The following is a 12,617-nucleotide window of genomic DNA, read 5'->3' as shown; positions in this document are numbered from 1 at the left end:
CTTGGGCTTGGCTCTTACCCGGCCACATTTTAAACGATCATCTCTAATAACCGTATTGTTGCAATTTCGCAAACGTTAAACCCGATTGTGCTTCACCTTTTTGCCCAGATAACAGCCGCTCTACATATTTTCCAAGTATGTCAACTTCAAGATTAACCGATTGACCGATCATAAAATCTTGTGCAGTCGATTCCCCTGCAGTGTGTGGAATCAAAGAGACGCGAAACGCTTCATTTGAAACATCCATGACCGTCAGACTGATCCCATCCACTGCAATCGAGCCTTTCTCAACAATATACCTCATGGTGTCTGATTCCGCTTGAATTGTGACGATGCGCGCATTCTCATCAGGTTGAATCTGGCGTATTTGAGCGACCGTGTCAACGTGTCCAGCCACAATGTGACCGCCAAATCGTCCATCCGCGCGCATGGCGCGCTCCAGATTGACGCGCGAACCAGGCTGTAGACGCTTAAGTGTCGAGCGATCTACCGTTTCAGGTACGACATCCACTGTGAAGCGATCGTCGAAGCATTTCGTAACCGTTAAACAGACGCCACTCACTGCGATGCTATCACCGATCTTCGCATCTTCAAGGACGCGCTTCGCAGTGATTGTGAGCAGGAGTGAGCGACCTTTTCGCTCGATCTGGTGAATACGCCCTACCTCTTCCACAAGTCCTGTGAACATCGTATACCTCCGTGAGCACCATGCTCATCTGTTAACACAATAAACATTATGTATACTTAAGCGCGCCTTTCGTCAACACATCGCTTCCAAAGACCTCAATCCTGGGGTTCTCAAGTGTGAACGCTGAGTGTAAGGATTGGATCGCGAGTGCTCCCAGTCCCGAAATGCCCTGTCCAAGAATGAGAGGGGCATGAAACCACCAGAGCTCTGTCGCGAGACGCTCACTTAAAAGCGCTGTCGCAATCGTAGATCCGCCTTCAATAAGGAGATGTATAAATCCTATTTCTACCAGTTTGTGAAGCGCGGTTTTCATTGTAAACGTCTCGTGAGGTCCGATGACAATCACATTGACACCGTGCGCTCGCAACTCGTGAACACGATCCATGGATGCATCCTCACTACAAAGCACATACGTTTCTGCCGCGCGATCCGAAACAAGGCGCGCATCCAGAGGTAGGCGCGCCTTGCGATCAAAGACGATGCGCGCAGGCTGCCTGAACTCTCCTCCAAGCCGCACCGTGAGCTTTGGGTCATCTGCAAGTACCGTTCCGATCCCTACACCGACGGCGTCCACCTGCGCGCGCAGGCGATGGACTGCCGCACGTGCCGCATCGCCTGTCATATATAAACTCTCACCTGATGCAGTCGCCAAAAATCCATCGAGCGTCGTCGCCAATTTCAGCGTAACATATGGAAGTCCTGTAGCTTTGACATGAAGATAGGGGCGAAGCAACTCCTCTGTTTGTTCACGCATGCATCCTACTTCAACCGAGATACCCGCTTCTCTCATGCGAGAAATACCTCGCCCAGCAACGCGCGGATCAGGGTCCTCAAGCGCGACGACAACGCGCGTAATCCCCGCTTGAATGACCGCGTCAGCACACGGAGGGGTTCTACCGACGTGCGCGCACGGTTCCAGCGTAACATAGAGTGTGGCGCCGCGCGCATGCTCCCCCGCCATTCGCAACGCGTGAACTTCGGCGTGAGGATCGCCCGCCTTGAGATGGGTCCCTAAACCGATCACTCGCCCAGCAGCGACAAGGACTGCTCCAACCTGTGGGTTGGGATGGGTTTGTCCGCGTGTCGCACGCGCGAGCATGAGTGCCAGATCCATCCAGTGGCGATCTATAGTGCTCCATTCGATCACGATGATCCTCCTGCACAGCAAACGATTTTCTCTAGTTTCCAAAGTATACAGATGAGCTTTCCCTGTTGTAAAGCGAGATCGGAATTCCCTCGCAGCAGGAATTTCGATCACAAGAAGGCGCCCACACCAAGTCGCATGGTGTTTTGGGCGCCCTTTTTAATAAGGAATGAATGGACAACTAGTAGGCTTGTGCAATCGCGCGCGGTTGACGGACGCGTCGCACAAAAGATGACACATAGGGCCACATCGGTGTAACAAAACCCACAACACCTCGAAACATCCCGAAAAAACGTGCGATGCGAGGTACCCACGCGAGGATTGTCAGCACAACATCCCCTCCTCATCACACAGTGTATGTCAAAGAGTGATCGCGTGGAGCGACGAACGCCTACAGATCAAGACTGCACACATCGCTGTATGTTTCACGGCGAATGACAAGGCGCGCCTCGCCGCGTTCAACAAACACGACAGCTGGGCGAGGGAGTCGATTGTAGTTACTTGCCATTGAGTAATTATACGCACCCGTGCATGAAACGGCGAGTAGATCTCCTGGGTGCGGTTCCGGAAGCAGCGCATCCCACAATATCATGTCTCCGCTCTCACAGCACTTTCCCGCCACAGAGACAGTCTGTTTCGATTCATCGAACATGCGATTGGCGATGCACGCCTCGTAAACCGCCCCGTACAGTGCGAGGCGCGGATTGTCTGTCATTCCTCCGTCAATCGCAATATAGTCGCGCACATTAGGGACAGATTTGCGACTGCCAACTCGGTAGATCGTAGTGCCCGCTTCTGCGACAATGCTTCGGCCTGGTTCAATCATGAGCTTGGGGAGTACAAGACCGACTCGTTCGAACGCACGTTTAGCACCTTCAATAAGCCCTTTGACAGCTTGTTCTAAAGGTGGCAAACGATCTTCTTTGGTATAGCGAATTCCGAGTCCGCCACCCATATTGAACCATTCCAGTGTGTCACAATTCACTTTTATGCGCGAATAGAGTTGAGCCATACGTTCGCTCGCGATGTGAAATCCGTCTGCCTCAAAAATTTGTGAACCGATATGCATATGAAGGCCAATGAGGATGAGATGTTCCTGTTTGAGCACAAGACTTGCCGCCTCATCTGCTTGTCCACTAAACAAATCAAATCCGAACTTGGAATCCTGCGTACCTGTCGTTATAAATTCATGCGTGTGCGCATCGACGCCCGGCGTGATTCGCAATACAACACGCATAGAAGTGTTTCGTTTGCGTAGAATCTCAACCATACGATCGATCTCGTCGAAGTTGTCAATGACAATATGGTGAATGCCAGACATAATGGCATATTCGAGTTCGTCAGATGATTTATTATTTCCGTGCATATAGATTCGTTCTGGAGGAAAATCAGCTGCCAGCGCGGTGTGCAGTTCGCCGCCAGAAACCACGTCGAGCCACATCGCTTCCTCATTTGCAAGTCGGCACATCGCTTTGCAAGAAAATGCCTTGCTGGCGTAGGCAAGAACGTACGGCACCTGAAAGGATAGTAACGACTTCCAATATGCGCGAATGCGCTCTCTAATCTGCTCTACATCATAAAGAATAAGAGGTGTTCCGTAGGTTGCTGCGAGATCATCGACGGTGCATCCGCCAATCTCAAGAACGCCTCGTTCATTGACACTGCTCGTCCCATGCAACTCCATCGTCTGTCTCTCCCGCCTGTATTTTTATGCATAAAAATCGCATCTGACCAACAATGATATCATTGCTGACCTTGATTCACAAGGTGGTGGGAACACGTACGCACGGACGCGTGCGATCGAGTTCAATGATGATTCTCAGTGCTTCCTTCGTAACCGGATAGCCTCTTCGGAAATGATCGGCACCTCGCATTTTTCCAATGTCCCCGATGCCGATGAGAATGGGCGAATGAATTTTCCGGAGAATATCAACCGTGTCGCCGAACAACACTTTTCTCTTACTGCGCAAACGATACCCATTTTTATTAACGGCCGCATCCACGATCCTGCCGTTTCGATCCACAGAAAAATCGATTTTAACACCGCGAACATAACGTGTGTCACTGGCGACTGCCAGAATCCCAATGACCACGATTCGATGATCAAAGCAAAGATCTTTTAAAACATGTTCACCCGGCCCCTGTCCGCGTGATCCGTTATCATCCACCATGACAATCACCGGATCATGCGGAGTCATAAGAATACAACGTAAAACATCTTCACCAGACAGCGGCGTTGGATGACCACCCGAACGAGAAATTACTCTTGCACCGAGTTCTTTTGCCACATATTCTAGTGTCCGCTGTGCAACGATATCCCCGTCCGTTACCAGAATGACTCTTTTTTTGTTCATCAGCTACGCCTCATTAACCGCGCGCGCGAAAAACCAGCGTTGACAAAAATCCAAAGAGGATAGCAGCTGAAATCCCTGCACTCGTCACCTCAAAAATACCCGTCACAAGACCTAGCCAACCGTAATGGCGTGTCTCTTCGATCGCTCCATGAACCAGTGAACTGCCAAAGGATGTAATAGGCACGGTCGCACCCGCCCCGGCAAAGCGAATCAGTGGATCATACCACCCAAGCCCTTCAAGAATCGCACCGGCGACGACAAAAATGACCATAACGTGCGCAGGCGTTAATTTGGTCAAATCAAACAACAACTGACCTATGGCACAAATGAGTCCACCAACGAAAAAGGCCGCTAGAAAAATTGCAAGGGTTCCCATCGAATAAACCTCCTTTGTTACCCTTCAAATGTAACCGCGTGCGCAATACACGGTATCGTGTCACCTTGCAAAACAGTGAGCGGAGAAAGCAAAGCGCCTGTTGCAATCACCAAAATTCGTTTATTCTTACCTTCTTTTAACTTTTTAAGCAAGTACGAAAGCGTCACCACTGTACAGCATCCTGGTCCACTACCGCCTGAAAACACTTCCGGTTGATTTTCGTTGTAGAGAAGAATGCCGCAGTCTGTGAATTGATGACCAGGATCAATACCTTGTTCGAGCAGCATTTGACGCGCCAGCGGATGGCCCACACGGCCGAGGTCACCTGTCGCGATCAAATCATAATCAAGAACGGAACGACCCGTAGCTTGAAGGTGGACGCGCAGTGTATCTACGGCCGCAGGCGCCATGGCAGCGCCCATCTCCCAAGGATTGGTGATTCCGAAATCAATGACGCGACCGATGGTCGCCTCTGTCAACGCCGGGCCGTCTCCCTTTGCTTCAAGTATTGCGGCGCCGGCAGCCGTTGCTGTACAATGTGCCGTCTGCGGCTTTTGACCGCCGTACTCTGTTGGATAACGAAAGGTGCGCTCCGCTGTACTGTTATGGCTGCTCGCCCCTACAAGAACCTTTTCGCTGTTTAAAGAGTCGATCAGCAGTCCACCCAGTGCAAACGACTCCATAATGGTTGCGCATGCGCTAAATACGCCTAAATGTGGTCTACTGTGCGTTCGGGCAGAAAAACTGGCGCTGATGTTTTGTGCCAAAAGATCTCCCGCGATGACATGCGACACATCCTCCATAGAATGATTCGCCTTTTTTGCAGCGAGTCGTTGCGCTCGTTCAAACATGATTCGCTCTGCTTTTTCAAAACTGTTTTCTCCAAAATACGCGTCGCGCTCCACCTCATCAAACCAAGATCCAAGTGGCCCCTCTCCCTCTTTAGCACCGACAACGGTAGCGGAGCCAGTAATGCGGGGGCGTGATGGAAATCGCCACGTTTGTTTACCTACCTGCATCGACGATGCCCTCCTCTTTGCGTTATCCGTGCAATCTGATGTACGCATATACGACAAACGAGACGACAAACGCTGCTACCACACCAAAAACGATGACGGGGCCAGCAATTTTAAACATGTTCGTCCCAACACCGACAACATATCCTTCCGTTTTGTGTTCAAGCGCCGCAGAAGCAATTGAGTTTGCAAATCCAGTGACCGGCACCGCAGTGCCCGCTCCCGCATACTGGGAGATTTTATCGTAGACACCGAATCCAGTTAAAATGACCGCCAGCAAAATCATGATTGCGACCGTTGGATTACCTGCCGTTTTTTCGGAGAAATGAAATGCGTGCACAAAAAATTCCTCGACACATTCACCAATGAAACAAACCACACCACCAACCCAGAATGCGCGTAGCACATTGCGGAGAACTGGTTTTGCAGGACGCATGGTATCGACGAGCGCTGTGTACGATTTTCTAGAAGAACCTGACGAAACACTCATGCAAGCACCCCTTACCCCTCTTTTTACATCCCGTTCATTATCGTGTCCCAAATGATCCTGATCTAGTGACGATTTATTACGTACCCTTTTCACTTTGCAATCCACGTCAAAAAACCCCACACGGCGAGTGTGAGGTACTCATGATTCGATCAGGTGAGACTCAGAATGGTTCATCCAGACTGTCTTTAATCGACTGCAATATTCTTTTCTCGAGACGCGATACTTGAACTTGCGAGATCCTTAACATGTCAGCCACTTCTGACTGTGTCTTATCGCGAAAAAAGCGCATGTAGACAATGAGCCGCTCACGTTCAGGAAGACGGGTAAGCGCGTCGTGAAGCGCCAATCGGTCAAACCACTTGTCTTGCTCCATATCTGCGATCTGATCCATCAGATAGATCGGATCTCCATCGTTTTCAAATACAGTTTCATGGATCGACGCTGGCACGCGAATGGCTTCTTGCGCCAGCACAACCTCTGCTGGAGTTAGTCCCATCGCTTCTGCCACTTCGTTGATCTGGGGCTGTCTTCCATACTGTTTCATGAGATCTTCGCGAACACGCCGAATGTGTCGAGCTGTTTCTTTGACTGAACGACTCACTTTTAACGAACTGTCATCGCGAAGAAAACGCTGAATCTCTCCAATAATCATAGGGACGGCATACGTTGAAAATTTCACGTCATACTGAAGGTCAAATTTATCGATCGCTTTGAGCAGCCCAATGCACCCGATTTGAAACAAATCGTCAGGATCATAACCACGCCCTAAAAAGCGTTGGACAACCGACCAGACAAGGCGTTGATTATTCACCACAAGCTCATCGCGCGCTGCCTCATTGCCAGCATGACTTTCCTCAATGAGCCATCGTACACGCTCATCGGACAGTTTCGGGAATTCCCGTGCCAGTCCGTGCTCCATGGATTACACCTCAAAGCGAGCCGCACCGTGAGGGGCCCGTATGATTTTTTTCATGTGCACGAGTGTTCCGCGATTGGGGGCGGACTCAATCGTCATCTCATCCATGAACGATTCCATGATCGTAAATCCCATCCCTGATCGCTCCAAATCAGGACGGGTTGTAAAGAGAGGTTGACGCGCTTCATCGATGTCTTCCATCCCTTTTCCGTGATCTTCAATGATAAGCTCCATTGTATATCCCATAATTTTACAACGCAAGTAAACATCCCCAACACGTTCAGCGTATCCATGAATGATCGCATTCGTGACCGCTTCAGATACAACCGTTTTTACCTCGGTTAGTTCTTCCATCGTCGGATTGAGTTGCGAAATGAACGCAGCCACGGCTACACGGGCAAACGATTCGTTCTCAGAGATGGCAGAGAATTGAATGGACATTTCATTTTGGGATTTCATTGCATCTCCTCCTTCAGAGCGCGTACAGCCGCGTCGCGAGTCTGATAGACATTCATGATTTTTTTTATCCCGGATATTTCAAAAAGTCGATCAACCGGTTTGGTTACGCCTGCCACACTCATCTTTCCGTTTTTTGCCGTGATTTTTTTATACCTTCCAAGGATGACCCCGAGTCCCGCGCTGTCCATAAATGTCACACCGCTCAAGTCAAGAACGAGACATGGAACTCGCATATCAAGGAGTTTTTGATCGAGCAAGTCGCGCACCGCGGCAGCTTCATGATCATCCAGTTCACCTTCAAGCGCTGCCACAAGGATTGAGCCGCGATGGGTCTGTCTAATATCGACTCGCATACATTCTCAGTCTCCCTCTGCAAACTGCTGAATCAATTTAGCGTGAGAGCTTACGTTACCGCGCAGTGGCAACGACTTCACGTCGATAATGCTGTTCGCCCTTAGACATGGAAGTTCCTGCCTGTCGACAAAACTAGTGCAGGGTCGACAAAAAACAACAGGACATCTTTATGCGATGTTTTTTTGATATTAAATGAGTCCCAACTCCTTATTCAGATTATGCTATACTCCTACTAAACAACGCCAAGAAGGACGGATTGAACATGACGAAAACTCCCATGACGCTCGGTGGTAAAATACGCGCGTTGCGACTCGCCAAAGGTATGACACAAGGTGAACTCGCAGGGCGTGAGATTACGCCTGGGCTTATCAGCCAGATTGAGTCTGATCGCGTAGCGCCGTCTGAACGCGTGATCAACCTATTGACAAAGGCGCTCGATGTCAACCCGAGTGAACTGCTTTCAGAGATTGAACTACGCCATCGGCAAACCCAGTTGCTTAGAGACGCGCGTGATTTGCTTGATCGCAGTGCGCCTCACGCCGCAAAACCATTGCTCGATCTCCTTGCGCAGGCGAGCATTTCCTATGTGACAAAAACTGAACTCGACCTAGAAATTGCACGACTCTATGAGCAATTGGGAATGTTTCCAGAAGCAGAAACGCTCTATGAACGTGTTTCTGCGCGAGCCTTGGTTCACCACGAATGGATGATCGGTGCAAGCAGCCTTAATCGCCAAGGCGAGCTTCATCTCGCGAATGGACGTTACATCCTTGCGTATCACTGTTTTTTACAAGCACTTTGGTATCTTGATCAATCCACCCAACCTGTTCCGCAGGCCGTTTTTACAACGCGCAAAAACTTGAGTATCACCGCGTATCGCCTCGGCAACACAGATCAGTCATTTGACTTTGCGCGATCCGCATTTTCAGATGTGAAAACGAGTGGATCGCGCGTGGATTGCGCAGAACTCTGCCATCTTTTGAGCGTATTGTCTATGGAGAACAAATCCGGAGAAGAAGCGCTCGCGTATGCGAGAGAAGCGATCTCGATCTACAGTTCGTTGGGGCAAACGTACGCGCTCACGGATGCGTATATGAATCTTGCCATCATTCAACGTGAACGTGGTTATTCACAGGAAGCCGTATCCCTTCTTCCGCAATTGATTACAGACTATCACAAACAAGGACGTATGGATGCGTTAAGCAACGCGTGGAGCGAGCGCGCGCAGTGCGAAATCAGCATCGCCCAGTATGAAGATGCGGCGCGCAGTGTAGAGCGAGCGCTTGCCCTATCAAAAGAAGAATCTCCTGAGCGTGCGGAAGCCTTGAGAGTACAAGGACTCTTGCTGCGCGCGACAGCGCAATATGATGTGGCATTTCTCACATTAAAAAATGCGGCTGCACGATTTGAGGCACTCCAGTTGTTAAACTCAGCCGTCGCAACTCTTGAAGTGATGAAAGACATGATTCTCCGTCAAGAAAAAGCGGACGATTTGTTCGTCGTTGACGAACTGATCGCCCGCTTCTCACTCATCTTAAAACAGCGTTTACGCGTTACTGAAATGACCGTTTTGCCCCCAGAGAAAAAACATGTTTGAATGTGCGACCGAGCATTTCAAACCAAGTCACTTTTTTAACGTCAGCGACTGCTAGCAGTGGAACCTGAAGAACTGTTTTTTGATTGATCATCACGCGAAGCGTGCCTGCGATTTGTCCTCTTGTCACAGGCGCTACAAGGGGATGAACCTCACTGACCACAGTACCAATTTCTTGACCAGTAGTGCGATTGAGTAAGACACCGACAGGGCGCGCCGAAGTTACTGCGACCGCTTGTAGCTCACCGCGTGAGACGGGAACCAGCGTGACAACCTGTCCCTTTTTGTACGCCATTTTTACGCCGTAGTGACTGAACGCATAATTCATCATGGCGGTAATCTCTGCGTTTCGCTCTTTTGCAGTCGATGCGCCAAGAATGACCGCAATCAGCCGAAAATGGTCACGCTTTGCACTCGCCGCAAGGCAATAGTGAGCTTCAGCTGTAAACCCAGTTTTGATGCCGTCCATCCCAGAGTAAAAACGAATCAGCTTATTCGTGTTGACCAACCAGAAAGGTTTACCAGAACCTTGCCGCAGGTGATCTTGATAACGACCCGTATACTGAGTAATGGATTCATGCGCCATAAGTTCTCTAGAAAGAACGGCAAGATCAAACGCAGAAGAATAGTGCCCCTTTGCCGGCAATCCGTTCGCATTGACAAAATGTGTATTTTGCAAACCGAGTTGTCTCGCCCGTTGGTTCATAAGCGATACGAAGGCACCCTCTGATCCGGCGATATGTTCCGCGACCGCCACCGCCGCATCATTTCCTGAGGCGAGCGCTATGCCCTTCATTAATTCGCTTACCGTCATGGTTTCTCCAGATTCAAGGAAAATTTGAGATCCTCCCATGCTGGCAGCATAGTCTGACGTGCGCACTTTGTCTTGAAAGTGAAGCTGTTTTCGCTCGATCGCCTCCATGACAAGAAGCATCGTCGCGACTTTTGTCACGCTAGCAATCGGTAATCGCTCGTGTTCATTTTTTGCATAAAACACCGTACCCGTCATTGCATCCATCAACACAGCCGATTTTGCATGAGGTGCGAGATCAGGCATCGGTTCTGTGCGTTGCGTAACCATAATCTCCCGGCTAGACGTACTGGCCAGCGCATTCCCCAGCGGTAGTGCGCTTAATGGAAGCACCAGACTGAAAACGATACCGATCCATTTGCGAAGCATTTCACACGCCTCCCTTTGAACCCCCAAAACGAATACTTTGGGCGCGTTCAACATCGATAGGCGTAGTGTGTGCTTCTCGAATTACTCTTATCCGAACGCGTTGATCTCGTCGAGAATGAGTGGACGTTTGGCAAATGCATGGGAAGATGTCTTCATCCACACCGCCAACTGTAAAGCTGCGCGATCGGCATCCTCTTCGGTCGCCGCGTGAATCTCAGCAAATTCATCACCGACCCGTACTTCATCCCCTGCTTTTTTAAAGAGGATAAGCCCCACACGATGATCGATCGACGATGTTTTTTCTTCTCTTCCAGCACCCAGTTGCATTGCAATCGTTCCGAGTGCACGCGCGGGAATACTCGATAGATACCCCGCAGAAGACATCGTTATCGTACGCACAACAGGCGCAGCGTGCATCTCTGGATAGATTTCATCATCCCCCCATACGCCACCTTGACTGATCACCATTTCTTTAAATTTTTTAAGAGCGGCGCCTGTTGCAAGTGCGTGACTCACACGTTTGGTTGCATCATCCAGTGTTCCACCCTCCACGAGTTGTACGAGTTTTGCTGTGAGGTACACGGACAAATCGCGTAAATCTGCAGGCCCACCACCGCGCAGAACATCGATTGACTCGCGCACTTCAAGCGCGTTCCCGATGGCTCTACCAAGTGGTTGATCCATGTCAGACAAAACGGCACATACGGAACGTCCGAGTTTTGCTCCAATCTCGACCATCGCCTTTGCGAGTGCGCGCGCATCATCAAGTGTATTCATGAACGCGCCGTCTCCAACCTTTACATCAAGAACGATGTGGCGTGCGCCGGAAGCAATTTTTTTACTCATAATGGAGGATGCGATAAGGGGAAGCGAAGCAACTGTTCCTGTCACATCGCGTAGCGCGTACATTTTTTTATCGGCAGGCGCCAGACCTTCTGACTGTCCGACGACAGCTACACCATGGGTTGAAACTTGCTCCATAAATGCGTCACGAGTGCGCTCTGTCTCAAAAGCTTGAATCGACTCTAATTTATCGATCGTCCCTCCTGTGTGGGACAACCCACGGCCCGACATTTTGGCGACATACATACCGAGCGCGGCTGCCAGCGGCGCGACGATCAGTGTCGTTTTGTCACCCACGCCCCCTGTGCTGTGTTTATCTACCGTTGGTCCGCTTATCATCGAAAGATCGAGAACATCCCCGGAGTGTGCCATTTCATGAGTAAGCCACGCCGTCTCGTCTTCATTCATGCCTGCAAAACATACAGCCATCAACCACGCCGCCATCTGGTAATCAGGAATGGTTCCATGAGTAAACCCTTCAACGATAAAAGAGATCTCTGCCTCACTCAATGCTTCAGAGTTCTTTTTCTTCTCAATTAAGTCAACCATTCTCATTGGGAATCAACTCCAGAAAGCGTATTCGTTCCGGCACGGGCGGGAACGTCAAGCCACGCCGCAAACGTCGCACCCACATCGGCAAACGTCAAACGCTCACCAACCGTATGCCCTTCGCGCATCCCTTTGTGATACATGAGAAGTGGTACCGCCTCACGGCTGTGATCGGTCGATGCAGTTGTCGGATCACAGCCGTGATCTGCTGTAATGATGAGAAGATCTTCGGTTTGCATCGCATCAAGCAGTTCTGGCAAGCGACGGTCGAACGCTTCGATCGCTCTCCCAAACCCGAGTGGGTCATTGCGGTGACCGTATAGCATGTCAAAATCGACGAGGTTTGTAAAAATCAGACATGGTGAAGCTGCACCCTGCATGATACGAAGTGTTTGATCAACACCATCCTCATTGTTCTTGGTATGAACAGCTTGGGTGATTCCGTGCCCACCATAAATATCTTCGATTTTCCCGATCGCATAGACCGGAATACGATGTTTTTCAAGGTCTGTAAGTTGTGTTTCTCCAAAATCCCGGGAAAAATCCCGTCGATTTGCAGTTCTTGTATAATTTCCGGACTCACCTGTAAACGGTCGTGCAATCACGCGGCCGACGGCATGCGGTCCTGTGAGTATGGCACGCGCAACTTCACAC

General features: G+C 50.1%; 15 protein-coding genes. 1 reads left to right on the top strand and 14 read right to left on the bottom strand.

All coding sequences use genetic code 11. The features are described from left to right. Window positions 1-43: 43 nt before the first annotated feature. The 11 genes from AYW79_RS03760 to AYW79_RS03715 all read right to left on the bottom strand — a co-directional run bounded on the left by AYW79_RS03760 (window position 44) and on the right by AYW79_RS03715 (window position 7,796). Window positions 44-688, bottom strand: coding sequence for a riboflavin synthase (locus tag AYW79_RS03760; protein ID WP_067561820.1), 645 nt, complete (start codon window positions 686-688; stop codon window positions 44-46). A 46-nt stretch (window positions 689-734) separates the two neighbouring features. Then, the gene (ribD, locus tag AYW79_RS03755; RefSeq protein WP_143216168.1) at window positions 735-1,835 is read right to left on the bottom strand and encodes a bifunctional diaminohydroxyphosphoribosylaminopyrimidine deaminase/5-amino-6-(5-phosphoribosylamino)uracil reductase RibD; all 1,101 of its coding nucleotides are present in this window, start codon (window positions 1,833-1,835) and stop codon (window positions 735-737) included. 178 nt (window positions 1,836-2,013) lie between these two features. Further along, entirely contained in the window at window positions 2,014-2,163 is a 150-nt protein-coding gene (locus AYW79_RS15765; protein WP_179123070.1) for a hypothetical protein, read from the bottom strand. 60 nt (window positions 2,164-2,223) lie between these two features. Further along, on the bottom strand, window positions 2,224-3,516 hold the full coding sequence (gene lysA / locus AYW79_RS03750; protein ID WP_067561816.1) for a diaminopimelate decarboxylase: 1,293 nt from the start codon (window positions 3,514-3,516) through the stop codon (window positions 2,224-2,226). A 76-nt stretch (window positions 3,517-3,592) separates the two neighbouring features. Then, window positions 3,593-4,186, bottom strand: a complete 594-nt coding sequence (locus tag AYW79_RS03745) for a stage V sporulation protein AE (RefSeq protein WP_067561812.1) — start codon at window positions 4,184-4,186, stop codon at window positions 3,593-3,595. Window positions 4,187-4,199: 13 nt separating this feature from the next. Beyond that, a complete protein-coding gene (gene spoVAE / locus AYW79_RS03740) occupies window positions 4,200-4,562 on the bottom strand; it encodes a stage V sporulation protein AE (protein WP_067561809.1) in 363 nt (120 codons plus the stop codon). Window positions 4,563-4,579: 17 nt separating this feature from the next. Further along, on the bottom strand, window positions 4,580-5,581 hold the full coding sequence (gene spoVAD / locus AYW79_RS03735) for a stage V sporulation protein AD (RefSeq protein ID WP_067561806.1): 1,002 nt from the start codon (window positions 5,579-5,581) through the stop codon (window positions 4,580-4,582). Between the two features lie 22 nt (window positions 5,582-5,603). Then, window positions 5,604-6,068, bottom strand: a complete 465-nt coding sequence (gene spoVAC / locus AYW79_RS03730; RefSeq protein WP_067561803.1) for a stage V sporulation protein AC — start codon at window positions 6,066-6,068, stop codon at window positions 5,604-5,606. Between the two features lie 160 nt (window positions 6,069-6,228). Then, window positions 6,229-6,987, bottom strand: a complete 759-nt coding sequence (sigF, locus tag AYW79_RS03725; protein WP_067561801.1) for an RNA polymerase sporulation sigma factor SigF — start codon at window positions 6,985-6,987, stop codon at window positions 6,229-6,231. Window positions 6,988-6,990: 3 nt separating this feature from the next. Continuing rightward, the gene (gene spoIIAB, locus AYW79_RS03720; RefSeq protein ID WP_067561798.1) at window positions 6,991-7,443 is read right to left on the bottom strand and encodes an anti-sigma F factor; all 453 of its coding nucleotides are present in this window, start codon (window positions 7,441-7,443) and stop codon (window positions 6,991-6,993) included. Then, the gene (locus AYW79_RS03715) at window positions 7,440-7,796 is read right to left on the bottom strand and encodes an STAS domain-containing protein (protein ID WP_067561794.1); all 357 of its coding nucleotides are present in this window, start codon (window positions 7,794-7,796) and stop codon (window positions 7,440-7,442) included. Before AYW79_RS03715 ends, spoIIAB begins: the two co-directional genes overlap by 4 nt. A gap of 263 nt (window positions 7,797-8,059) precedes the next feature. On the opposite strand from AYW79_RS03715, the gene AYW79_RS03710 reads away from it, so the two are divergent. Next, window positions 8,060-9,394 (top strand): helix-turn-helix domain-containing protein, encoded by a 1,335-nt coding sequence (locus AYW79_RS03710; protein ID WP_067953106.1) that lies wholly within the window; start codon window positions 8,060-8,062, stop codon window positions 9,392-9,394. Here AYW79_RS03710 and AYW79_RS03705 read toward each other — a convergent pair. The 3 genes from AYW79_RS03705 to AYW79_RS03695 form a co-directional block, all read right to left on the bottom strand. Next, on the bottom strand, window positions 9,351-10,571 hold the full coding sequence (locus AYW79_RS03705; protein ID WP_067561789.1) for a D-alanyl-D-alanine carboxypeptidase family protein: 1,221 nt from the start codon (window positions 10,569-10,571) through the stop codon (window positions 9,351-9,353). The two genes, AYW79_RS03710 and AYW79_RS03705, sit on opposite strands and share 44 nt — an antisense overlap. An 87-nt stretch (window positions 10,572-10,658) precedes the next feature. Further along, on the bottom strand, window positions 10,659-11,969 hold the full coding sequence (locus AYW79_RS03700; protein WP_067561786.1) for a thymidine phosphorylase: 1,311 nt from the start codon (window positions 11,967-11,969) through the stop codon (window positions 10,659-10,661). After that, window positions 11,966-12,617 (bottom strand): phosphopentomutase (locus AYW79_RS03695; RefSeq protein WP_156493884.1); only part of this gene is annotated, 652 nt, incomplete at its 5' end. The genes AYW79_RS03695 and AYW79_RS03700, both read right to left, overlap by 4 nt.

Source organism: Ferroacidibacillus organovorans, from assembly GCF_001642725.1.
In the GTDB taxonomy this organism is placed as follows: Bacteria; Bacillota; Bacilli; order Alicyclobacillales; family SLC66; genus Ferroacidibacillus; species Ferroacidibacillus organovorans.
Note: the sequence above shows the minus strand (reverse complement) of the source record. Positions and strands in the feature narration are given on the sequence as shown.

Coding starts and splice junctions, on each gene's coding strand:
- spoVAD (WP_067561806.1), bottom strand. CDS start 5,581: ATGCAGGTAGGTAAACAAACGTGGCGATTTCCATCACGCCCCCGCATT.
- AYW79_RS03710 (WP_067953106.1), top strand. CDS start 8,060: ATGACGAAAACTCCCATGACGCTCGGTGGTAAAATACGCGCGTTGCGA.
- AYW79_RS03715 (WP_067561794.1), bottom strand. CDS start 7,796: ATGCGAGTCGATATTAGACAGACCCATCGCGGCTCAATCCTTGTGGCA.
- spoVAC (WP_067561803.1), bottom strand. CDS start 6,068: ATGAGTGTTTCGTCAGGTTCTTCTAGAAAATCGTACACAGCGCTCGTC.
- AYW79_RS03760 (WP_067561820.1), bottom strand. CDS start 688: ATGTTCACAGGACTTGTGGAAGAGGTAGGGCGTATTCACCAGATCGAG.
- AYW79_RS03745 (WP_067561812.1), bottom strand. CDS start 4,186: ATGAACAAAAAAAGAGTCATTCTGGTAACGGACGGGGATATCGTTGCA.
- spoVAE (WP_067561809.1), bottom strand. CDS start 4,562: ATGGGAACCCTTGCAATTTTTCTAGCGGCCTTTTTCGTTGGTGGACTC.
- lysA (WP_067561816.1), bottom strand. CDS start 3,516: ATGGAGTTGCATGGGACGAGCAGTGTCAATGAACGAGGCGTTCTTGAG.
- spoIIAB (WP_067561798.1), bottom strand. CDS start 7,443: ATGAAATCCCAAAATGAAATGTCCATTCAATTCTCTGCCATCTCTGAG.
- AYW79_RS03700 (WP_067561786.1), bottom strand. CDS start 11,969: ATGAGAATGGTTGACTTAATTGAGAAGAAAAAGAACTCTGAAGCATTG.
- sigF (WP_067561801.1), bottom strand. CDS start 6,987: ATGGAGCACGGACTGGCACGGGAATTCCCGAAACTGTCCGATGAGCGT.
- AYW79_RS03705 (WP_067561789.1), bottom strand. CDS start 10,571: ATGCTTCGCAAATGGATCGGTATCGTTTTCAGTCTGGTGCTTCCATTA.